Here is a 23,375-nt window from a genome sequence, read left to right on the forward strand (position 1 = left end):
GTCCATAGGTGGGGAATTCTATCTATTTTGTCCCAAACATGCGATCTCCGGCATCGCCGAGCCCTGGCATAATGTATCCTTTTTCGTTCAAACGCTCATCCAGCGAGGCCGTTACAATTGGCACATCGGGGTGGGCTTCCTTCATGCGGGCCACCCCTTCTGGCGCAGCAAGCAAGCACAAAAACAGGATATTTTTGGCACCAGACTCTTTGAGAAGATCAATCGCCGCAGCCGACGAATTCCCCGTCGCAAGCATGGGATCAACCGCAATCACCAGCCGTTCATCCATTTCTGGCGGAACTTTGAAATAATATTGTACCGGTTCCAGCGTTTCCTCGTCACGGTACAACCCGACAAATCCGACACGTGCCGAAGGGATCAATTCCAGCATCCCATCCAGCAATCCATTGCCCGCGCGCAAAATCGACACCAGCGCCAGCTTGCGCCCTGCCAGCATCGGCGCGTCCATTTTTTGCATCGGAGTATCGATCTGCCGCATTTCCATCGGAAGTTCCCGCGTGACTTCATACGCCAAAAGCTGGCTGATTTCACGCAACAGGCGACGAAACTCTCCTGTGGACGTATCAGTTCTACGCATCAGCGTAAGTTTATGTTGCACCAGCGGGTGATCAACAACAGTCAAATGATCCATCAGTTCGTCTCCAGTTTTTTGAGCACCCGCTCTCGGGTCTTCTCGTCGCAAAAAGCAGCATTCGCAGCGGTCTTGTTTAGTACGCGAAAATCATCGGCACCCCAAGCAAAAGCTTGCGCCAGATTTTCATATTCTTGCGTCAGACTTGTGTGAAAGAATGGCGGATCATCCGTTGAAACCGTCACGTTGACTCCGGCATCTCTCAGCGTCGCAATCGGATGGGCTGTGATCGCAGGATACAGGCCCAGTGCCACGTTCGACCCCGGGCAGACCTCTAATGTAATCTGGCGTGCGATCAACTCTTGCACCAGCTTGGGGTCTTCGACGGCACGTACGCCATGGCCGATCCGCTCAACCCTCAGGTCATTCACAGCTTCCCACACGGACTGCGGCCCGCCAAACTCGCCCGCATGGGTTGTCAATCGCAACCCGGCCTCGCGCGCCATGTCAAATGCATAGGCAAAATCACCTTGATGGCCTTGGGTTTCATCGCCCCCCATCCCAAGCCCGACAATCCAGTCCCCAGCGGTTTCTGCGGCACAAAGCGCAGCGGCTTTTGCGCGCTCGGGCCCAAAATGGCGGATCGGGGTCACAATGCCCCGCATCACAATACCATGTGCGCTCTCGGCCTGATCAGCGGCTTCCTGTATCGCCGCAAGGTACTCTCGCCACGCCGAAACATCTGCCCCGCCACAGAAATCAGGGGACAGAAAAGTCTCGCAATACACAACGCCTTGCGCGGAGCTGTTTTCCAGAATGGCCGTGGTCAAACGCGCAAAGTCTTCGGGGGTTTGCAACACAGAGGTCGCTGCCTCATAGACCTGCAAGAAATGCGTAAAATTTTGAAACGCATACCCACCATCGTCGGTGAATATTCCACTCAGATCGACCTTTTTCTCAAACGCCAGTTGCTTGATCAACTCTGGCGGGGCGGCCCCTTCGTGGTGCAAGTGCAGCTCTACTTTGGGCAACTCTTGAAAGGTCATAACCACCCCTTTCCGGTCCCACATACAGGAACACCCAAATGCGCCGCCACCGTCGCGGCCACATCGACAAAATCAACAACACCCGCCTGCCCGTGTCCAACATTTGCACAAATCACGGGGACCATTTCACGAGTATGATCCGTGCCGCTCCAGCTGGGATCATTGCCATGATCCGCGGTCAATACAAGCAAATCTCCCTGCCGCAATCGGGGCAAAATTTGACCCAACTGGACGTCAAACCATTCCAACGCGCGGGCATAACCTGAAATATCGCGTCGATGGCCATACAGGCTGTCAAATTCCACAAAGTTGGCAAAGGTCAAACTGCCGTCATCTGCCGTATCCACCAGATGGCCAAGCGCCTGCATCAACGTGGCATCCGTGCCCTTCACCACATCATCAAACCCCTGCATGGAGAAAATGTCACCAATTTTTCCTACAGCATGCACGGTACCGCCCGCATCCTGCACCCAGTTGCTTAACACCGGCGCCGGAGGTGCGATGGCGTAATCCTTGCGATTTGAGGTGCGCTGAAAACCATCGGTGACATTGCCGATAAACGGGCGCGCAATCACACGGCCAACCTTCATCGCATGAAGACTGGGGGCCAAAGTTTCGCAAAGGTCCAGCAGGCGCTGCAGGCCGAAATGCTCCTCGTGGGCCGCAATCTGAAACACGCTGTCGGCGCTGGTATAACAAATGGGATGGCCTGTGCGGATATGCTCGGCAGCATGCTCGGCGATAATTTGGGTGCCGGAGGCATGGCAGTTCCCCAAAATCGCTCCCGTCCCAGCCACGGCACACACCTGACACACCAAATCAGCCGGAAACGCGGGCGTTGTGTCAGGGAAATAATGCCAGTCCCACGGTACGGGAACCCCAGCCAATTCCCAGTGACCAGAAGGCGTGTCTTTGCCCATTGAGTGCTCACGCGCTGCGCCCCAAAATCCGGTGGGCTGCGCATCAAGCCCGGGCGTCAAATCTCCGCTGGCCAATCGGACGGCTTCGCCCAACCCCAATCGATCAAGATTTGGCAGGCTCAGTGGCCCACTGCGCCCCTCTTCTGCGCGCCCCTCGGCACAGGCCTGTGCGATATGCGCCAAGGTATTGGCCCCGGTATCCGGGCGCGTTCCATTAAAGAAAAGATCGGCATCAGGCGCCCCGCCACAGCCAACGGAGTCCATCACCACCAAAAAAGCACGCGGCATCAGCGAATCCTTTCGTGAACAAGAGGCGGCGGAGACATCGGCTCTGACCCAATCGCAAACGCGGCAAGCACCGCGCGCTCAGCATGTTGTGCTGCGTCTTCACGCGCGGCATGAATGCGCAAGATAGGTTGCCCCTTTTGAACTTTGTCCCCAAGGCGCACAACATCGGAAAGCCCGACCGACGGATCCACGACATCGCTTTCGATTTGACGTCCGCCCCCAAGCGCAACTACCGCAAGCCCAAGAGCTTCGCCATCGATCGCCTGAACGTAACCTGTTTCTGGCGCACCGACCTCGCGAATAACCGTGGCCTCGGGTAAGAACCTGCGCCAGTTTTCGGTAAATGTGACGGGACCGCCCATCGCGGCAATCATCCGCCCAAAGCGCTCTGCCGCGCGACCATCTGCCAGTACCTCGGCAATCGCGGCACAGCCTGCATCCACATCTTTGGCAAGCGCGGCATTTGCCAAAAGCACGCCCCCCAATGCCACGGATAATTCGGCAAGCGCCCCGCCACGCCCCTCGCACAACACAGACATGACATCAGCAATTTCAAGCGCATTCCCCAAACTCGGGGCAAGCGGCTGATTCATATCAGAAATGACTGCGCTTGTCGGACACCCTGCGAGATTTGCGGTCGACACCAGCGACTGCGCCAAGGCATTGGCTTCTGCGGCCGTTTTCATGAACGCACCGCTGCCAACCTTGACATCAAGCACCAACCCCTGAAGCCCCGCCGCCAGTTTTTTCGACAGAATTGAAGCTGTAATCAGATCAAGACTTTCGACCGTCGCCGTCACATCGCGAATGGCATAGAGCCGTCGATCAGCAGGCGCAATTTCAGCCGACGCGCTGACGATGGAACAGCCCGCCGTGTCCACGACGCGTCGAAAATCGGTTTCACTGAGGGTCGTGCGCAGTCCTGGAATGGCCTCGATTTTATCAAGCGTACCGCCTGTATGCCCCAGTCCGCGCCCCGATATCATGGGCACAAACGCCCCGCATGCCGCCAACGCAGGGGCCAACACCAATGACACACAATCGCCAACCCCGCCCGTTGAATGCTTATCAAGAACGGGCCCCGAACACTGCCAGCGCATGCAATCGCCGCTGTCGCGCATCGCAAGGGTCAACGCCACGCGGCCCTCTTCGCTTAATCCACGCAGGCACACCGCCATCGCAAACGCCCCAGCCTGTGCATCACTGACCGATTGATCCGCAAGACCGTTGGCAAACCACGCCAGTTCCTGCTGGCTGGGTTCGCGCCCCATGCGCAGCCCCGCAATTATTGCACGCGCGTCCATGATTTATGAAGTTTCCATATGATGATCACCAAATGCACCGGGCATCAATTCAGCCAAGGTCATCTTGGTTTCGACGCCCTTGAGATTGGCCATTGTAACCACAACGTCGCCGGTGCCAAATTCCGCCAATTTTTGACGACACCCTCCGCACGGGCTAACCGGAATGGGGCTGTCGGCCACCACATAGACCTCGGTCAGGCGGCATTCTCCTGCGGCAACCATGGCCGCAATCGCGCCTGCTTCCGCGCAGGTCCCCTCTGGATAGGCGACATTTTCGACATTACATCCTGCAAAAACTGTCCCATTTTCCGATCGAATCGCGGCACCAACTTTAAAGTGCGAATATGGCGCATAGGCGTTCTCGCGCACCGCCAAAGCAATGTTCTGAAGTGTCATGAAATCCCCGTTTTACTGCGCTTCAATCGTCTCAGATGAGGCTTGTGTGTATCTCTTGGGTGCATCGCACCCGCCGCAAGAACCATGTGCCCGATCCGATCAAAGGTAAAGGGGGTCTGCGCGCAACATCGTGATCTGACGATCCGCCATGCCAGACATCACAGCGATAACCTCAGTTTTCACGCGACATCCCTACGATCCGCCCCTAAGATTGCCTAAGGTCAAGTTGTCCCATTTCCACCATGCAAAAAGTAGTTTAACGCTAAACCAAATAATCTCGAGGCCTCAAAATGTCTGACACGTCCAAGGAAAACCAACGGCAAGCCGCGCTGTTTTACCATGAATACCCCAAACCCGGGAAACTGGAAATTCGCGCAACCAAGCCGTTGGCGAATGGTCGTGATCTCAGTCGCGCTTACTCTCCCGGCGTGGCCGAGGCCTGTCTGGAGATCAAAGCTGATGCAGCAAACGCCAGCCGATACACAGCGCGCAGCAATCTTGTGGCCGTCGTATCAAACGGGACTGCGGTGCTTGGGCTCGGAAATATTGGCGCACTGGCCTCCAAGCCCGTGATGGAAGGCAAAGCCGTTCTATTCAAAAAGTTTGCCAATATTGACTGCTTTGACATCGAAGTTGACGAAAAAGACCCCGAGAAGCTGGCCGATATTGTGTGCGCATTGGGGCCAACCTTTGGGGCAATCAACCTTGAAGATATCAAAGCACCCGATTGCTTTATCGTGGAAAAACTGTGCCGCGAACGGATGAACATCCCGGTATTTCACGATGACCAGCACGGAACAGCGATTGTCGTCGGAGCCGCCGCGACAAACGCCCTTCAGGTCGCTGGCAAGAAATTTGAGGACATCAAAATCGTATCCACAGGTGGCGGAGCAGCGGGTATCGCCTGCCTGAATATGCTTCTGAAACTTGGCGTAAAACGTGAAAACGTGTGGCTATGCGACATCAACGGTCTGGTTTACAAAGGCCGTACCGAAGACATGACCCCCCAGAAAGCGGAATACGCCCAAGACAGCGAACTTCGGTCACTGGAGGACGTGATCGAAAATGCGGACATGTTCCTTGGGCTGTCCGGCCCTGGCGTGCTGACGCCTGACATGGTTGCTAAGATGTCTACACAACCGATCGTGTTTGCGCTTGCCAACCCAACACCGGAAATCATGCCTGATGCTGTGCGCAGCGTTGCGCCCGATGCCATTATCGCAACTGGCCGCAGCGACTTTCCCAATCAGGTCAATAACGTCCTATGCTTCCCGTTCATCTTCCGTGGTGCACTGGACGTCGGTGCCACCGAGATAAACGACGCCATGCAATTGGCCTGTATTGACGGTATTGCCGAACTGGCGCGCATCACAACCAGCGCCGAGGCCGCCGCAGCCTATCGCGGTGAACAAATGTCGTTTGGGGCGGACTACCTGATCCCGAAACCTTTTGATCCTCGTCTTGTCGGTATTGTGTCCTCGGCCGTTGCCAAAGCTGCCATGGAAACCGGCGTGGCCACGCGCCCCATCGACGACCTTGAAGCCTACAAAGAGCAACTGAACCAGTCGGTGTTCAAATCCGCATTGCTGATGCGCCCAGTGTTTGACGCCGCGCGCGCTGCCTCTCGGCGCATTGTGTTTGCCGAAGGCGAAGACGAACGCGTGCTGCGGGCAGCACAGGCCATTCTTGAAGAAACCACCGAGACCCCCATTTTGATCGGGCGCCCCAATGTGATCGAAGCACGCTGTGAACGCGCGGGCCTGACCATTCGCCCCGGCAAGGATTTTCGCATCGTCAATCCGGACAACGACCCAAGATACCGTGACTACTGGACATCGTACCACGAAATCATGCAACGCAACGGTGTCACACCAGATCTGGCCAAAGCCATCATGCGCACCAACACCACCGCGATCGGGGCCATTATGGTACACCGAGGCGAGGCCGACAGCTTGATCTGTGGGACGTTTGGGGAATATCGCTGGCATCTGAATTACGTCACACAGATGCTCGGAGGAGACTCGTATAAGGCACAAGGCGCGCTGTCGTTGATGATCCTCGAAGATGGCCCCCTGTTCATCGCCGACACCCAAGTCAACACCGCCCCAACTCCTGAACAAATTGCCGAAACCGTGTTGGGCGCGGCCCGACATGTGCGTCGCTTTGGTCTGGAGCCAAAGATTGCCCTATGCGCGCAATCACAGTTTGGCAACTTGGCCTGTGACACGGGGGAACGGCTTCGGGCGGCGATGGCCATTCTTGACCGCGAGCCGCGCGACTTTGTGTACGAAGGCGAAATGAACGTCGATGCGGCTCTTGATCCGGAGTTGCGCAACCGAATATTCCCCAATGGCCGATTGTCTGGCGAAGCAAATGTGTTGATATTTGCACATGCCGACGCAGCAAGCGGCGTCCGCAACATTCTCAAAATGCGCGCGGATGGCCTCGAGGTCGGACCCATTCTGATGGGAATGGGAAACAAGGCCCATATTGTCAGCCCGTCGATTACACCACGCGGCCTGCTTAACATGGCAGCAATTGCTGGCACGCCGGTCGCCCACTACGGCTAGCACCGAGATCAAGATTTAGACCAACTATTTTCAGAAAGGCGGGGCTTCCCCGCCTTTTACCATTTTTGCAGCATTGGGTTTGCAATTTTGCAAAATGGCAGAATATTGCTTTATTTCGCAACAATACCGGAAGTTTGCAAAAGTTTGCAGCCCTCACAGGCGTAATTCTGCAAATTCTCCGCGATAATCTGACGCGACGCCCTAAAAGAATCTTGCTGCAATCTCAAGCCACCCGTAACACAATTCTAACGTATTGGAGGAGAACGTCATGGCGTATAAAGATGTGTATGAGAGCTGGCAGAAAGATCCAGAAGCATTCTGGATGGACGCGGCTGAAGCGATTGACTGGGATCAAGCCCCAAGCAAAGCCCTGACCGACAAAGGCGACAATCTGTATGAATGGTTTGCAGATGCCAAGGTCAACACATGCTATAACGCCGTAGATCGCCATGTCGAGGCTGGTCGGGGGGACCAGACCGCCATCATCTATGACTCGCCAATCACCCACACAAAACGCGAAATCAGCTACTTTGAATTGCGCAACCGCGTGGCCATGCTTGCCGGCGCACTGCGCGCCAAAGGCATTGAAAAAGGCGACCGCGTCATCATCTACATGCCCATGGTGCCAGAAGCACTTGAGGCCATGCTAGCCTGTGCGCGTCTTGGTGCCGTGCATTCAGTTGTCTTTGGCGGATTTGCAGCCAACGAACTGGCCGTACGTATTGATGATGCAAAACCCAAGGCCATCATTGCCGCCTCTTGCGGTCTAGAGCCGGGCCGTGTTGTCCATTATAAACCGCTGTTGGATGGCGCCATTGATCTGGCAGACCATAAGCCCGATTTCACCGTTGTTCTGCAACGCGAACAGGAAGTGGCTCAGTTGATCGAGGGCCGCGACTATAATTGGCACGGCTTCCAATATGGTGTTGAGCCAGCAGAATGCGTGCCTGTCGAGGGCAACCACCCTGCCTATATCCTTTATACCTCGGGTACCACCGGTCAGCCAAAAGGCGTGATCCGCCACACGGCAGGTCAATTGGTTGCTTTGAACTGGACCATGAAAAACATCTATAATGTTCAGCAAGGCGATGTCTTCTGGGCAGCCTCGGATGTGGGTTGGGTCGTTGGGCACTCGTATATTTGCTATGGCCCACTGATCCACGGCAACACCACAATCGTGTTTGAAGGCAAACCCGTTGGCACGCCTGACGCGGGCACTTTCTGGCGCGTGATCCAAGAGCACAATGTGACCTCGTTCTTTACCGCGCCAACTGCGTTCCGCGCGGTGAAACGCGAAGACCCAAAAGGCGAGTACGTCAAAAAATATGACCTGTCGTGCCTAAAGCAAGTGTTCCTTGCTGGTGAGCGGGCCGACCCTGACACAATCACATGGGCACAGAACCAGTTGAACGTGCCAATTGTTGATCACTGGTGGCAGACAGAAACTGGATATGCCATTGCCGCGAACCCGCTGGGCATCGAGGAGCTGCCGACCAAGCTTGGTTCGCCTGCTGTCCCCATGCCCGGATACGACGTGCAAATCCTCGACGAAGGCGGCCACCCGATGCCCCCCGGCGAACTGGGTGCCATCGCGATCAAGCTGCCACTCCCTCCGGGAACACTTCCGAACCTTTGGAATGCAGAGGACCGCTTTAAGAAGTCCTACCTCACAGCCTTCCCAGGGTTCTATGAAACGGGTGATGCAGGCATGAAGGACGAGGACGGGTATCTCTATATCATGGCGCGCACGGATGACGTCATCAACGTTGCCGGTCACCGCCTGTCCACAGGCGGCATGGAAGAGGTCCTTGCCGGCCACCCCGACGTCGCGGAATGCGCCGTTATCGGTGTCACCGATCAGCTCAAAGGGCAAATGCCAGTTGGTTTCTTGTGCCTGAACGCCGGTGCAGATCGCGACAATGCGGATGTGGTCAAAGAAGTCGTCAAATTGGTTCGGGAAAAAATCGGCCCGGTTGCGGCCTTTAAACTGGCCGTTGTGGTTGACCGCCTGCCCAAGACGCGCTCTGGTAAAATCCTGCGCGGCACCATGGTGAATATCGCGGACAACACGCCATACAAAATGCCCGCCACGATTGATGATCCGGCCATTCTTGATGAAATCAAGGTCGCACTTCAGACAATCGGCTACGCCAAAGACTGAGCCGCATGACAGAATGACGAAAGGCCCCGCAATTTGCGGGGCCTTTTTTGTTGCGAGATATGCGCAGGCTACGACTAAGCGAACTGCTCGCGAATGAGCCGCTCTTCCAATCCGTGGCCGGGATCAAATAAAATGCGATGCTCAATCGTCGGTTCTGATCGAATTTCTACCGAAACGACGTCCGCCACCGATCTGCTGTCGGCATCTGCCATCACAGGGCGCTTTTGAGGATCCACGACATCAAACCGCACATTGGCCGTTTTGGGCAGCAAAGCCCCGCGCCACCGACGGGGGCGAAAGGCTGCCATCGCGGTGAGCGCCAACACATCCGAACCAATTGGCAGGATAGGCCCATGCGCCGAATAGTTATAGGCCGTCGATCCCGCAGGCGTGGCCAGCAAAGCCCCGTCGCAAACCAGTTCTTCCATGCGCAAACGACCGTCGACCGTGATCCGCAACTTTGCAGCCTGAGGTCCCGCACGAAGCAATGACACCTCGTTGATCGCCAACGCCGCATGCTCGGTACCATCCACACATACCGCATGCATGGAAAGCGGGTTGATGACCTCTTCTTCGGCGGCGGCCAGTCGCCGCGGCAGATCGCTTTCGCTGTATTCATTCATCAGGAAACCGACAGTCCCGCGGTTCATGCCATAAACTGGCGCCTGAAGCCCATTTGTGCCGTGCAGGGTTTGCAGCATAAAACCATCCCCCCCCAAGGCCACAATCACATCCGCCTCTTGAGGCATGCAATTGCCATAACGACCGATCAAAGCGGCACGCGCCGTCTGCGCGATGGGCGCATCACTGGCGAGAAAGGCGATTCTCTCTAGCATTGCGGGATTCTGCATTTTGTTTCCGATGCCCTCTATTGTGTTTCCGATGGAACCACATCTCCATCCCCTGCACCAGACTAGACGCTCTGGCAAGGGGGTGTGTCGCATTCTGACCTTTTAACCATGGGGTGTTTCCTTTACGAAAGCCTCAAATAAACACTGTTCTGGAGCCAAGTGCATGACTGCCACCCGTGACCCCGGTTTTTTTACCGAAACTCTCGCCACCCGTGACCCCGAGCTGTTTGGATCAATCACCAACGAACTGGGTCGCCAACGCGACGAGATCGAATTGATTGCATCCGAGAACATCGTTTCTGCGGCGGTGATGGAAGCACAAGGTTCGGTCCTGACCAACAAATACGCCGAAGGCTATCCAGGTCGCCGCTACTATGGCGGATGCCAGCACGTTGACGTTGCTGAAAACCTTGCCATCGAGCGCGCCAAACAATTGTTCAACTGTGGCTTTGCAAACGTTCAGCCCAATTCAGGCAGCCAAGCCAACCAAGGTGTGTTCCAAGCATTGTTGCAGCCCGGCGATACCATTTTGGGCATGTCTCTGGATGCTGGCGGTCACTTGACCCACGGTGCAAAACCGAACCAGTCCGGCAAGTGGTTCAACGCGGTGCAATATGGTGTGCGCAAGCAAGACAACCGGATCGACTATGATCAGGTTCAAGCGCTGGCCACCGAACACCAGCCAAAAATGATCATTGCGGGCGGCTCGGCGATTCCACGTCAGATCGATTTCGCCAAGATGCGTGAAATCGCTGACAGCGTTGGCGCGTATCTGCACGTCGACATGGCGCACTTTGCCGGTTTGGTTGCTGCAGGTGAGCACCCCTCCCCCTTCCCACACGCCCATGTTGCCACAACCACCACACACAAAACCCTGCGCGGTCCACGTGGTGGCATGATTGTGACCAACGACGAAGCGATCGCCAAGAAAGTGAACTCGGCCATCTTCCCGGGCATCCAAGGTGGTCCTTTGATGCACGTGATCGCAGCCAAGGCCGTGGCCTTTGGCGAAGCATTGCGTCCCGAGTTCAAAAGCTACATCCAACAGGTCATCATCAACGCGCAAGCATTGTCAGACCAGTTGATCAAAGGCGGCTTGGACACCGTGACCCACGGCACCGATACACACGTTGTTTTGGTCGACCTGCGCCCCAAAGGCGTGACCGGCAACATCGTCGACAAAGCCTTGGGTCGTGCGCACATTACCTGCAACAAGAATGGCGTTCCATTCGACCCTGAAAAGCCAACAGTGACATCTGGTATTCGTCTGGGCTCTCCTGCTGGGACTACACGTGGGTTTGGCGAGGCCGAGTTCCGTCAAATCGCAGACTGGATTATTCAGGTTGTGGATGGGCTGGCCGCAAACGGCGAGGACGGAAACGCGGACGTCGAGGCGAAAGTCCGTGCCGAGGTCGCAGAGCTTTGCGCCCGCTTCCCAATGTACCCGAACCTGTAATTTTTGCGTAGATTTCGACATCTTTGGCCGTCGCAGAATACTGCGGCGGCCTTTTTCTATCACATCAACATGATCACTAGATCAGCCCACGCCAGACAAGCACCAAAATCATCAGCGCGAACACAACCAAAATGCTAAAGGCCATAGATGCCAACACATCCAGCATCTTGTTCTTACGGCGCAGCTTTGGGTCGATCGACTTTAGATGCTCTGCAATCGCCTTGTAGGATTGGGTGATCTTTTTCTCGTCCAACATCATTGCCAGCGTCGGATGCCCCAAACTGGCTTGGGCAGACAACAACACCTCTGCGTGCTTGTGGATGCGTTTGGGAACACGTCGCCCCAGTTTGCGCATGACCACATCCAATTTATCGGATCGCACCCCGAACTTTTCACGTGCCAAGGCGCACAGATGTGCAATCTTGGTCTCCAAGTCTTTTGTGTTTGTCATGCCGCGGTCTCCTGACCCAACCCTAGACTACGCGCGCGCCTCGCTCAACGGGGGTGGCAGATACAATTCAAGACCGCTATCAAGCTTACATGCTTAATTCGATTACATACGGCACCCGCACCGACCAACCCGATCTTCTTATTGTTCATGGCCTTTATGGCTCTGGGCGCAACTGGGGCGCTATCGCCAAACGCCTTGCCACAGGACGCAGGATTGTCTCGGTGGATCAGCGCAACCATGGTCTAAGCCCTTGGTACAGCACCAATGGATACGACGACATGGCCAATGATCTGGCCGAAGTTATCCAAGCCCAAGGCGCACCAATGGACGTGATGGGGCACTCAATGGGGGGCAAGGCCGCGATGGTACTCGCGCTCAAGCACCCCGAGTTGGTCAATCGGCTGATTGTGGCGGATATTGCGCCAGTGTCCTATGCCCACTCGCAAACCCAGCACATCGATGCCATGCGGCAAGTCAATTTGGACACAGTCGAAAAACGTTCGCATGCCCTCGACCAGCTTGCGGCACACGTCGATGATCCCACCTTGCGCAGCTTTTTCACGCAGTCTCTTGATATCAAAGAAAAGCGCTGGAGGCTCAACCTTGATGTGCTCGAAGCCGAGATGCCCAAAATCATTGGATTTCCAGATGTGCAGGGAACCTTTGAGCACCCGACCCTATTCTTGTCAGGTGCAGAGTCAGATTATGTGATGCCGGACCACCGGCCCGTCATCAAACAGCACTTCCCGAAAGCACGCTTTGCCAAAATCACAGGTGCCGGACATTGGCTGCATGCCGAAAAACCAAAAGAATTTGTGCTTTCCGTCGGCGCTTGGCTTGACCGCAGCCAAGCCTAAAACCCATCGCGCCAAGGAATTGCTTACTCTTCCGAGTACAGCTTCTTCGCGATGATCCATGTCACTGGGAAAGACACGATAAAGCCGATCAAAGCAGACATCGCCACAGGCATCATGGTGTCATATCCAGCCACCAAGGCAAAAACCATCGCGCTCCCGGCCAAGGTCGAACCGATGAAAAGGTGCAAAATAAAAGCAAGCCGTAGCATATCAAGTCTCTCGTTTAGGCATTTTCAAAGGTGCCATACCGCGTCTTGAACGCACCTGTATTTGATCTGCGTCAGAAAGATGGGTTTTTCGCATATCTTTGCGCGACAGCCCGCCCCACACGAGGTTAGATACTCCTCCGCCCAGCTGGGACAGGCGCGTTGAGCTGGCGTCTTCAACAACTTCAGAGACGCTTGAAGCCCCCATTTGTACACAACCCAAATAAATTTGCTTGTCAAACGCCCAATTTTGACAAAATGTCGGTACACGACCTCAAATCCCATGACTGTTGTGCACAACACCCCATTCTCTGAAAGGCGCTGCGATGACTGACAAAGACATTCCCTTCAGCACACAAGAATATCATCGCCGCATTGCCAAAACGCGACACGCAATGCAGGCAGCTGGCATTGAACTGCTTTTCGTCACCGACCCGTCGAACCAGGCATGGCTGACCGGATACGACGGTTGGTCATTTTATGTACACCAGGGGGTGTTGCTTTCGCTTGATTCTGATCCGATCTGGTGGGGGCGATATATGGACAGCATTGGTGCCAAACGCACCTGCTGGATGGACGACACCTGCATCCACGGGTACGGCGACCAATTCGTGCAATCGACAGATCGCCATCCAATGCAACCTCTTGCGGATTTGGTTAAGTCCCTTGGCAAAGGCTCTGCCCGTATTGGGGTTGAGATGGAGAACTATTACTATTCCGCCAAAGCGCATTCGGTTCTCACCAGCAATCTTCCAGATGCGCGGTTTGTGGATGCCACCGCATTGGTGAACTGGCAACGGCTGATCAAATCAGAGGAAGAAATCCACTTTATCCGCAAGGCAGCCCGCATTTCCGAAAAGGTCATGCATACCGCGATCGATCGTGCAGCACCGGGTGTGCGCAAGAACGAACTGGTGGCTGACATCTATCACGCAGGATTAACGGGCGTGGATGACATTTGGGGCGACTACCCAGCAATCGTGCCATTGACCCCTTCGGGGCTGGATGCCACTGCGGCACATCTGACGTGGAACGGCGCGCCCATGCGCGCCGGCGAGGCGACGTTCTTTGAGCTTTCCGGCTGTTATCGACGCTATCACGCCCCGCTGTGCCGCACGGTTTATCTTGGAACACCGCCACAGGACATGCGCGATGCCGAGCAAGCCCAACTTGAGGGGATCGCAGCCGGCCTTGAGGCCGCACGCGCAGGCAACCGCACCTGTGATATCGCAAATGCTTTTATCGACGTCCTCAAAAAACATGGCATCCACCGCGAAGGCCGGTGTGGGTATCCTATCGGACTAAGTTATCCACCAGATTGGGGCGAACGCACAGCATCCATCAGAAGCGAAGACACCACCATCCTTGAACCCGGCATGACCTTTCACTTCATGCCTGCACTTTGGATGGACACATGGGGACTTGAGACCACCGAAACCATTCTGATTCAACCCAACGGCGCCGCCGAGACGCTTTGTAATGTGGACCGAAAATTGTTTTCAAAGGACTAGGCCCATGGACCGCCTGACACGTACAAAAGACATCCTGCGCGATCTTGTGGCCATCCCAAGCGTGTCATCCGACAGCAACCTTGAAGTGATTTCATACGCGCGGAACATTCTTGAAGACTGCGGCGCGCATGTCGACGTGGCGCATGCGCCCTGTGGTACCAAGGCGAACCTATTTGCCACAATCGGCCCGATGGTGAATGGCGGGACCGTGTTGTCTGGGCATTCAGATGTGGTGCCCGTCAGCGATCAACTTTGGCAAAGTGATCCTTTTGCGATGCAAGAGCGGGATGGCAAACTTTTTGGCCGCGGCACCTGCGATATGAAAGGATTCATCGCGGCAGTGCTTGCACTGGCACCAGAGTTTGCCAAACACGTCGACCGACGCCCGATCCATGTCGCCCTGACCTATGACGAGGAAATCGGTTGCATTGGCGCACAACACCTTGCGCAAGTTCTAAATGCCCAAGGTCTCAGGCCCGATGTCGCGATTATCGGCGAACCCACAGAAATGCGCATTGTCGAAGGCCACAAGGGATGTTGCGAATATTCCACACATTTTACCGGTTTGGCTGGCCACGGATCAGCCCCGGATATGGGGGTAAATGCCGTTGAAGTTGCCGCGCGCTATGTCAACAAGTTGCTGGACCTCAAATCTGCGCTGCGCGCCATGACCCCGAAATCCAGCCAATTCACGCCCCCATGGACCACGATTAATGTTGGGGCGCTGCATGGTGGCGTCGCCCACAATGTAATCGCATCGAGCGCGCAACTTGACTGGGAAATGCGCCCAGTACGCCCCTCGGACGCCGAATTCGTAAAAAACGAGCTTCAGAAGTTCTGTGATGCACACCTGCTGCCAGACATGCGTGCGGTGTGGCCGGACGCGTCTATCAATCTTGAAACCATCGCCGAGGTCGCAGGCCTTGACCCAACCCCCTCGAACGAGGCGCGGCGCATCGTCGGTGAACTGACGGGGGCAAATGACACACATCTGGTTGCGTTTGGCACCGAAGGCGGTATTTTCCAAGCCCTTGGCATGGATGTGGTGGTCTGTGGCCCGGGTTCAATTGATCAGGCGCACAAACCGGATGAATACCTTGCGATTGACCAATTGCAGACATGCCTGAATTTCCTAGAGACACTCGCGAGGTCCCTACGTGACATCCAAGCCCCTTCTTCCGAGTGATCCTGCGGATCAACTGTCGGTCCAAGATCGCCGCGATGCAATGCACCACGCCATTCGCAAGCGTATCTGCCTTTTGGAATACCCTCCCGGCGCGCGCCTGTCTGAAACAGAACTCGCACAGGAATTCGGCACCAGCAGAACTCCCCTGCGCAGGGTGCTGGCCAGATTGGAAGACGAAGGGCTTGTGCAATCTGTGCACGGGGTTGGCACGCTTGTGACCGACGCCGACATTCACGAGCTTGAGCATGTATATCAACTGCGCGTCGAACTGACTGCACTTCCGGCGCGCCTTGATCCAAGATTGCCTGACGCGGCGTTTATGCAAAAACTGGATAACTTCATCATGCAAAGCGCCAAAATCATTGATCACGGCACACCGCTCGAGTTTACAGAATTTGACATGGACGTGTTTCAATTCCTCTTGCAGCTGACAGGGAATGCCCCACTCAGAGAAACACTCGAACGGCTGTACTATCAAACAAAACGCTTGTGGCTTTGGGCGGCTATCAACGCCAAGCTGGATTTGGTTGGCGAGTTTCGCATCTTTCATCACGAGCTTGAGGCCCTACAACACGCGCTCAGATCACATGACCTTGACGCGGCAGCCCGCATCCAAAGCGCTCACATATCTATGAGCTTCAAGCGCCTTTTTCAAAAAATCAAATAATAACAAAGCTATGATGCCCGCGCCTGCACATTCCAGACACGGTCAGGTTTTGACTTTTCATACCTTAGTAAAAGAATCGGAATTGACTTTCCTGATTCTTTAAGTCAACTTATGCGAAGTGTTTGGGGTGACCCAATTCGTCGCTTTAAACACCTCGCAACAGTTGCACCTCGGTCTGGCTGGTATCTCGATCATGATCGGATGCTAATGTTCAAATTGATGCGCACCCGATACATCGACCTTAAGCCACCGGAGCAAAGTCCGTGAACGATAACAACACTTCCCGGGGCGGCGCCTCTGTTGGCTACCTTTCGAACCTGAGCGACATCGAACATCTTGCGGTTCGGTATTTACGGCTTTGGTGCGATGGCGCGGCAGGCAAACATCAATTGGAGCACGATTTTCACCTCGCTTTGGGTGTGGGCCATGGAACGCGTGCCACGCATTGCCTCGCCGAGATCTGCGAGCTGTGCACACAACACGGACGCCGTCCACTTGTGCGTCATCAGATCAGCTGCAGATGCCTTGGGGCCGATGAAAGCTGTTTTGCCAACTTTGTGAGCGCGGCAGCTGAGGGTCAACACGAAGATGCTGCCCTGATTGCGACGCTTCTTGTCCGCGCTGACTATGCCATCGGGCTGGCCGATCTCGCCCGTGAATTTGGCCTCGCCCTCAAGCGTATTTCACCCCAATCACTCCCCAAGAGCCGTTCCCGCTCTCAGGTACGTGCGTCATCCCCATTTCCTCATCTCATCCACTAAGGACCCTAAAAATGACCCGCTATTTGACGACAACTGCCCTTTGTTTGTTGGGCACATCTGCCTTGGCAGACATTCGCAGCGATGTGCTGGAAAACTATTCGAATATCGCCGAAGCGAAATATGCCGACAGCCTGTCAACTGCGCGTACGCTTCAATCTGCGGTGGACACACTGATTGCTGATCCATCAGAGGCAAACCTGCAATCCGCAAAATCTGCGTGGCTGGCCGCGCGCGTGCCATATCAGCAGACCGAAGTATACCGCTTTGGCAATGCAATCGTTGACGATTGGGAAGGCAAAGTGAACGCCTGGCCCCTCGACGAAGGCCTGATCGACTATGTCGACGCCTCGTATGGTGGCCCGTCAGATGAAAACGAACTGGCCGTTCTGAACGTCATCGCGACGCCAAAATTTGCGCTGTCGGGTAAGGACGTTGACGCAACAGACATCACACCGGCCCTTCTTGAAGGAGCTCTGCACGAAGCAGATGGTGTCGAAGCAAATGTTGCCACCGGATATCACGCCATCGAATTCTTGCTCTGGGGTCAGGATTTGAACGGCACGGACCATGGCGCGGGCGCCCGCCCATGGACAGATTACGCAATGGGTGAGGCTTGTACCGGAGGTCACTGTGATCGACGCGGTGCGTATCTGAAAGCCGCCACAGAATTGCTGGTCAGCGATCTGGAATGGATGAGCGCACAATGGGCCGAGGGCGGCGACGCACGGTCCACTGTCATGGCGGACAATACAGCAGGTATTGCCACGATCCTCACCGGTATGGGCAGTTTGTCCTATGGCGAGCAAGCTGGCGAACGAATGCGCCTTGGCCTGATGTTGAATGACCCAGAAGAAGAGCATGACTGCTTCTCTGACAACACCCACAACAGCCACTACTATGATGGATTGGGCGTTCAGAACGTGTACCTCGGAAGCTATACCCGCATAGATGGCTCGACCGTTTCCGGTGTCTCGCTTTCAGAGCTGGTGGCCGCAACCGACCCTGCGCTTGATGCCGAAATGCAGAGCAAGCTTTCGACAACCATGCGTGAACTGGGTGAAATCAAAACATCCGCTGAGGCTGGTTTTTCATACGATCAGATGCTGGCCGCCGGCAATGCCGCGGGAGAAGAGTTGGTCATGGGCGGTGTGAATGCCCTCATTGATCAAACCCGCAGCATCGAACGTGTAGTCAAAGCACTGGGCGCATCCCAGATCGAAATCGAAGGCTCTGACAGCCTGGATAACCCGGGTGCCGTGTTCGAATAACGCGCCACCTCCTTCTCTAAACTGATAAGCAGCCAGCCCATAGCCAGCAGACTTTTCACTTTCTAAACAAGTAGTAAGATCATGAAAAAGACACTGACTATGGCGCTGGCCTCCAGCGCCTCAATTCTGTTGTATGCAAATGCAGGCTATACACAGGAATCTTCTCGTTTCACGTGGGATGGGGAAATCGAACTCGGCTACGAGTCCGTCTATGATTCAGACGCGGCCGCAAATGAAGTGAACGATCCCTATCTCTTCATCGAGCTGAATGGCGAATTCGCAGTATCCGACAGCGTCTCCTTCTTCGGAGGCCTAACGCTTGAAGAGATGACAGGCCCAAGCAACGGTGTGAGGGATCTGGGAATGTATTTCCACGAGTTGGGCATGAGGTTCAATGCAGGTGCGGCAACGTTTAGCATTGGTAAATTCCACCCCCAATTTGGGGCAGCATGGGATGAAACCGCCGGTTTCTTTGGTGGGACCATCGCCGAAGACTATGAATTGGTTGAAAAAATCGGGGGCGCTGTTGACTATGACATGGGTCAAAACGGGGTCCTGTCTTTCGCATTGTTCTATGCTGACGACACAGTCCTCAGCGAGTCGGCGTTTCACAACCGCGGACGCAACACGACCGCTGCAGGTGGCGCGGGCAATACGGGGCAACTTGATAACGCCTCGCTGCAATGGGCCAACGAATATGGCGATACACGCGTTCTTGCCGGTCTAAGATATCAGTCGGCTGGCATTGGAAACGTATCGGATGAGACCGGCGCAGTTGTCGGTCTTGGCCATTCGTTCGGCAGCGGTTTTGACTTTTACGGTGAGGTCGCCGCATTTGATGGCTATGAAGGCACATCGGACGATGCCACCTATGTGACGATGAACCTTGCGTATACCCTCGGACAGGCGACCACCCTATCGGGGACATATGTACACCGCGACCTGGATAGCCGTGGCGTATTGGAAGGTGTTTCCGTGGGCGTCGAGTATGAATTCCAAAACAATATGACCATCGGGGCAGCACTTGCTACAAACGACGACAATGGCGTGCGCGATAACATCTTCGGCGTAAACCTTGTTTTGGGTTTGGGCGGCTAAGCAACAACAACGCTAGGTCTGGGCCATGTATTTCTTGCATGGCCCTATCCGACAAAAACAGTAAGGAACCTCTGGCAATCTTGAAATGACAGGCGTATATATTGCGCGAGACGCGAGTCTATTGCGCCTTGGCCTGAGCTGGTAACGCCGATGAGGTTCCTTTGACACCCCTGCCCCACACATGTTTACCCACGCGGCGCGTTCTCGTATCTGCAATCGCGCTCGCGATTGGCCTGAGCGCTCCGACGGTCGGGCTTGCAGCGGACTTGCAAGATATCCATTTGGATATCGTCCCGCGCACGGCCGAGGAAGCCAAGCGCATCTCCAAAGCCACCCAAGGTCCTGACACCTTTGATGCTCCGCAAGCCTTTGAACATCTTAGCGCGGGCGCAGCCACAGTTCGCGTCACACCAGATGCCGAAGCCTTCTCGCAGCCATCCAAAACAATTTCCTTTGATGGCGAGTTGAATTTCAAGGTGGGCAACGGGCTGTTCCGAAAAATATGGGTGTCGTCTCCGTCGTCTACCAAAGCCTCTGACGGGCTTGGCCCCCTGTACAATGCGCGTTCATGTCAGAGATGCCACATCAAAGACGGGCGCGGTCACCCGCCCACGGGCCCCGAAGACACCTCGATCTCGATGTTTTTGCGCATTTCCATTCCAGATCAGGATGCTGCGATTTCAGAGATCGCTGGTTATTTGGGCACGTCACCTGATCCCAATTACGGCGGGCAGCTTCAGGATTTTGCCCTACCCGGCCACAATGCGGAATACAGCCTCGAAATTGCTTATGAACGTCGCCCGGTAGAGCTGGCTGATGGCACCGTGGTGATGTTACAAGCCCCGACATACTCGGCGACAAATCTAGGCTATGGGCCGTTGCATCCAGAGGCCATGATTTCTCCACGTGTCGCGCCCCAGATGATCGGGCTTGGCATGCTCGAAGCAATCCCCGCCGCCGACATTCTGGCGTTGGCCGATCCGGATGACATCGATGGCGACGGTATTTCAGGCCGTCCCAATGTGGTCTGGTCAAAAGAGTTTGATCGCGCAATGCTTGGCCGCTTTGGCCTCAAGGCAGGTTTGCCAACACTTCGCGAGCAATCCGCCAACGCATTTGCAGGCGATATCGGCATTTCCAACCCCTTGTTCACCGCACCATGGGGGGATTGTACCAGCGCGCAAACCAAATGCCGTACCGCACCCCACGGCGCGGGTGACGTGAGAGGGGACGAAATTGACGATGTCGCGCTGGATTTGGTCACGTTTTACAGCCGGAACCTTGGCGTTCCCGCCCGCAGAGACGTCGGCGATGCCACTGTCCTAAAGGGCAAACAGGTCTTTTACGAAAGTGGGTGCACCGCGTGCCATCAGCCGAACTATGTCACGCATCGGTTAAGCAACCAACCTGAACAGAGCTTTCAGTTGATATGGCCCTATACCGATCTATTGCTGCATGACATGGGGCCTGACCTAGCAGACGACCGCCCCGAGCATGTGGCCACGGGTCAAGAATGGCGCACGCCGCCGCTTTGGGGCATTGGGTTGACCCAGCAGGTCTCGGGCCATACCAGATTTCTGCACGACGGCCGCGCACGCTCTTTGCTAGAGGCGGTGCTTTGGCATGGGGGCGAAGCGCAAGATGCACGCGACACAGTGGTTGCCCTGCCGACGGACGAACGTAACGCGTTGATCTTATTCTTGGAGTCCTTGTAATGCGACTGCCTATTATTCTAGCCTTGATGCCGACACTGGCGTTTGCCGACCCCAGAGTGGACGCGGCTTTGGACACTCATATTCTTCCGGCATTCGAACAATTATCCATGGCGACGAAGGTGCTGGCAGACGCACAGACCTGCGCGCCGCACGCTGAATGGCAAGATGTCACCCAAGCCTGGCTCGCGGTGTCCCACTTGCGCTTTGGTCCAACCGAAGCAGACAACCGCGCCTTTGGCCTTGCCTTTTGGCCGGATCCACGCGGTGCGCCCCCCAAGGCCTTGCGGACCCTTCTGGAGCAAGACCCTCTGGATGTGAGCACGGCATCTATCGCTGGGCGCGGCGTGTATGCTCTCGAATTTTTGCTCTATGATCCCGCCTTTGTGGATGACCCACGCCGATGTGACGTCATCAAGGCGCTGGCCGAGGACGCACGGACCACGGCAGATGAAATCAATCTGGACTGGCAAGATCGCTATGCCGATCTGATGCGTGGCGCGGGACACAACGACACGTATCAAAGCGAAGCCGAGGCTGTGCAAGAACTGTACAAGGCGCTGTTGACGGGGCTTCAGTTTGCATCCGATACGCGTCTTGGCCGACCATTGGGAACATTTGAACGCCCTCGTCCCAAGCGGGCAGAAATGCGCCGCTCTGAACGGTCACTCGCAAACTTGGAAACATCCCTGATCAGCCTGCGCACCTTGGCCAGCATTCTGGCACAAAGCGATACGAATGTTCAGGCGGCCGTTGATGAAACCTTTGCGCGTGCGCTCTCTAGAGCACAGAATATCTCGACCCTGACCGGGGGTGCGGATTTGTCATTGGTATCCGATCCGATCGGACGCCTGAAAGTCGAGATTTTGCAACAAGACATCGACCATATCCGCGAGGTCATCACAACACAGCTTGGTCCCCTCTTGGGAGTAGACGCCGGTTTTAACGCATTGGATGGTGACTAAATGGCATCGCGTCGAGGGTTTCTGGCAGGTCTTATTGCAGCAGGCGTGTTCCCAGCCCCGACGTGGGCTGATGCAGGCGCACCAAAATATATATCTGCTGCCCGCACTGCAGACGGGGCATATGTCCTTGTCGGGGTATCTATGGAAGGTACCGAAACCTTTCGGCTGCCCTTGCCGGGCAGAGGACATGCCGCAACAGCCCACCCGCGATTGCCCCACGCAGTCGCGTTTGCGCGCAGGCCCGGACGCTTTGCCGTGGTTCTAGATTGCCGGGACGGCACCACGCTTGCCACATTGGACAGCCCCGTTGGCCTGCATTTTTATGGCCATGGCACATATGACGCCTCTGGAGGTCTGCTGTTCACAACTGAAAACGACTTTGAAAACGGTCAAGGGCGCATCGGTGTGTGGGATGTGACCAAAGGATACAAACGCATCGGCGAATTTTCGAGCCAAGGCATTGGTCCACATGACATCCGCTTGATGCCGGACGATACGCTTGTCATCGCCAATGGCGGGATCGATACCCACCCCGAAACTGGCCGTCAAAAGCTGAACCTTGCTACCATGCAACCCAATTTGAGCTATGTGACCCAAAACGGGGAGTTGCTTGACCAGATCATGCCCTCTCAGCATCACGCTTCGATCCGGCATCTGTCTGTGCATTCTGATGGAACGGTGGCAGTGGGCATGCAATGGCAAGGCGACACAAGCCGCGCACCTGCCCTGATTGGCCTGCACAAACGAGGGCGCGAAATGGCCCTTTTGGGGGCCGGAGACGTGCTTGATGGCTATGTCGGCAGCATCGCCTTTTCCAACGATGGCACACAGGTTGCGGCCACGTCCCCGCGCAGTGGACAAATGCAAATATTTTCGACACGGGACCGGACATTGATACAGACGCTGACCCAGCCGGACATCTGTGGCGCGGCCCCGTTCACAGCGGGTTTCATCGCCACGACAGGCCAAGGCCAAATCCTGAGTTCAGGCAAAGGCACACGCGAACTCAACACCTTTGACCTTGCGTGGGACAATCATCTTGTGCCTCTTTAAGAGATTGCCAAACCACAAGACCCTACAGACTTTTCTCCGCTCTCATGACAAGAGCG

Annotated in this window: 21 protein-coding genes; 13 read left to right on the forward strand and 8 right to left on the reverse strand. The window is 55.6% G+C overall.

The window, feature by feature from the left end:
* Window positions 1–22: 22 nt before the first annotated feature.
* The 5 genes from upp to FAP39_RS05110 are packed head-to-tail and all read right to left on the reverse strand — an operon-like array spanning window position 23 to window position 4,546.
* A complete protein-coding gene (gene upp, locus FAP39_RS05090; protein WP_138015476.1) occupies window positions 23–655 on the reverse strand; it encodes a uracil phosphoribosyltransferase in 633 nt (210 codons plus the stop codon).
* On the reverse strand, window positions 652–1,638 hold the full coding sequence (locus FAP39_RS05095) for an adenosine deaminase (RefSeq protein WP_138015316.1): 987 nt from the start codon (window positions 1,636–1,638) through the stop codon (window positions 652–654). The genes upp and FAP39_RS05095 overlap by 4 nt, the downstream gene beginning before the upstream one ends.
* A complete protein-coding gene (locus tag FAP39_RS05100) occupies window positions 1,635–2,846 on the reverse strand; it encodes a phosphopentomutase (protein ID WP_138015317.1) in 1,212 nt (403 codons plus the stop codon). The genes FAP39_RS05095 and FAP39_RS05100 overlap by 4 nt, the downstream gene beginning before the upstream one ends.
* Window positions 2,846–4,150 (reverse strand): thymidine phosphorylase, encoded by a 1,305-nt coding sequence (locus FAP39_RS05105; protein WP_138015318.1) that lies wholly within the window; start codon window positions 4,148–4,150, stop codon window positions 2,846–2,848. The genes FAP39_RS05100 and FAP39_RS05105 overlap by 1 nt, the downstream gene beginning before the upstream one ends.
* 3 nt (window positions 4,151–4,153) lie before the next feature.
* On the reverse strand, window positions 4,154–4,546 hold the full coding sequence (locus FAP39_RS05110; RefSeq protein WP_138015319.1) for a cytidine deaminase: 393 nt from the start codon (window positions 4,544–4,546) through the stop codon (window positions 4,154–4,156).
* A gap of 290 nt (window positions 4,547–4,836) precedes the next feature.
* On the opposite strand from FAP39_RS05110, the gene FAP39_RS05115 reads away from it, so the two are divergent.
* Together FAP39_RS05115 and prpE are read left to right on the forward strand one after the other, a co-directional pair.
* A complete protein-coding gene (locus FAP39_RS05115) occupies window positions 4,837–7,116 on the forward strand; it encodes an NADP-dependent malic enzyme (RefSeq protein ID WP_138015320.1) in 2,280 nt (759 codons plus the stop codon).
* 268 nt (window positions 7,117–7,384) lie between these two features.
* Window positions 7,385–9,277, forward strand: a complete 1,893-nt coding sequence (prpE, locus tag FAP39_RS05120) for a propionate-CoA ligase PrpE (RefSeq protein ID WP_138015321.1) — start codon at window positions 7,385–7,387, stop codon at window positions 9,275–9,277.
* A 74-nt stretch (window positions 9,278–9,351) separates the two neighbouring features.
* Here prpE and FAP39_RS05125 read toward each other — a convergent pair whose 3' ends face one another.
* Window positions 9,352–10,113, reverse strand: coding sequence for an NAD kinase (locus tag FAP39_RS05125; RefSeq protein ID WP_138015477.1), 762 nt, complete (start codon window positions 10,111–10,113; stop codon window positions 9,352–9,354).
* Window positions 10,114–10,291: 178 nt separating this feature from the next.
* Here FAP39_RS05125 and glyA point away from each other — a divergent pair, with 178 nt between their 5' ends.
* Window positions 10,292–11,584, forward strand: a complete 1,293-nt coding sequence (gene glyA / locus FAP39_RS05130; RefSeq protein WP_138015322.1) for a serine hydroxymethyltransferase — start codon at window positions 10,292–10,294, stop codon at window positions 11,582–11,584.
* Between the two features lie 76 nt (window positions 11,585–11,660).
* On the opposite strand, the gene FAP39_RS05135 is transcribed toward glyA, so the two are convergent.
* Window positions 11,661–12,035 carry a hypothetical protein gene (locus FAP39_RS05135; RefSeq protein WP_138015323.1) on the reverse strand — a complete coding sequence of 125 codons (375 nt, stop codon included), beginning with the start codon at window positions 12,033–12,035 and terminating at the stop codon, window positions 11,661–11,663.
* Window positions 12,036–12,124: 89 nt separating this feature from the next.
* Here FAP39_RS05135 and FAP39_RS05140 point away from each other — a divergent pair, with 89 nt between their 5' ends.
* Window positions 12,125–12,892, forward strand: coding sequence for an alpha/beta fold hydrolase (locus FAP39_RS05140; protein ID WP_138015324.1), 768 nt, complete (start codon window positions 12,125–12,127; stop codon window positions 12,890–12,892).
* A 23-nt stretch (window positions 12,893–12,915) separates the two neighbouring features.
* Here FAP39_RS05140 and FAP39_RS05145 read toward each other — a convergent pair whose 3' ends face one another.
* The gene (locus FAP39_RS05145) at window positions 12,916–13,101 is read right to left on the reverse strand and encodes a CTP synthetase (RefSeq protein WP_138015325.1); all 186 of its coding nucleotides are present in this window, start codon (window positions 13,099–13,101) and stop codon (window positions 12,916–12,918) included.
* A gap of 323 nt (window positions 13,102–13,424) precedes the next feature.
* Here FAP39_RS05145 and FAP39_RS05150 point away from each other — a divergent pair, with 323 nt between their 5' ends.
* The 9 genes from FAP39_RS05150 (at window position 13,425) to FAP39_RS05190 (ending at window position 23,319) form a co-directional block, all read left to right on the forward strand.
* Window positions 13,425–14,609: a M24 family metallopeptidase gene (locus tag FAP39_RS05150; RefSeq protein WP_138015326.1), complete on the forward strand. Its 1,185-nt coding sequence runs from the start codon at window positions 13,425–13,427 to the stop codon at window positions 14,607–14,609.
* A 4-nt stretch (window positions 14,610–14,613) separates the two neighbouring features.
* Window positions 14,614–15,795 (forward strand): acetylornithine deacetylase, encoded by a 1,182-nt coding sequence (gene argE, locus FAP39_RS05155; protein WP_138015327.1) that lies wholly within the window; start codon window positions 14,614–14,616, stop codon window positions 15,793–15,795.
* Window positions 15,767–16,462: a GntR family transcriptional regulator gene (locus FAP39_RS05160; protein WP_246058947.1), complete on the forward strand. Its 696-nt coding sequence runs from the start codon at window positions 15,767–15,769 to the stop codon at window positions 16,460–16,462. The genes argE and FAP39_RS05160 overlap by 29 nt, the downstream gene beginning before the upstream one ends.
* Window positions 16,463–16,725: 263 nt before the next feature.
* The gene (locus tag FAP39_RS05165; RefSeq protein ID WP_138015328.1) at window positions 16,726–17,223 is read left to right on the forward strand and encodes a hypothetical protein; all 498 of its coding nucleotides are present in this window, start codon (window positions 16,726–16,728) and stop codon (window positions 17,221–17,223) included.
* A gap of 11 nt (window positions 17,224–17,234) precedes the next feature.
* On the forward strand, window positions 17,235–18,491 hold the full coding sequence (locus FAP39_RS05170; protein ID WP_138015329.1) for an imelysin family protein: 1,257 nt from the start codon (window positions 17,235–17,237) through the stop codon (window positions 18,489–18,491).
* A gap of 81 nt (window positions 18,492–18,572) precedes the next feature.
* Entirely contained in the window at window positions 18,573–19,589 is a 1,017-nt protein-coding gene (locus tag FAP39_RS05175; protein ID WP_138015330.1) for a porin family protein, read from the forward strand.
* Between the two features lie 215 nt (window positions 19,590–19,804).
* Complete coding sequence (locus FAP39_RS05180) at window positions 19,805–21,304, forward strand: di-heme oxidoreductase family protein (RefSeq protein WP_138015479.1); 1,500 nt, start codon at window positions 19,805–19,807, stop codon at window positions 21,302–21,304.
* Entirely contained in the window at window positions 21,304–22,266 is a 963-nt protein-coding gene (locus tag FAP39_RS05185; RefSeq protein WP_138015331.1) for an imelysin family protein, read from the forward strand. The genes FAP39_RS05180 and FAP39_RS05185 overlap by 1 nt, the downstream gene beginning before the upstream one ends.
* Window positions 22,267–23,319 (forward strand): DUF1513 domain-containing protein, encoded by a 1,053-nt coding sequence (locus FAP39_RS05190; RefSeq protein ID WP_138015332.1) that lies wholly within the window; start codon window positions 22,267–22,269, stop codon window positions 23,317–23,319.
* The last annotated feature ends 56 nt before the right edge of the window (window positions 23,320–23,375 follow it).

Origin of the sequence: Shimia litoralis (genome assembly GCF_005518135.1) — a bacterium.
Taxonomy (GTDB): Bacteria; Pseudomonadota; Alphaproteobacteria; order Rhodobacterales; family Rhodobacteraceae; genus Shimia_E; species Shimia_E litoralis.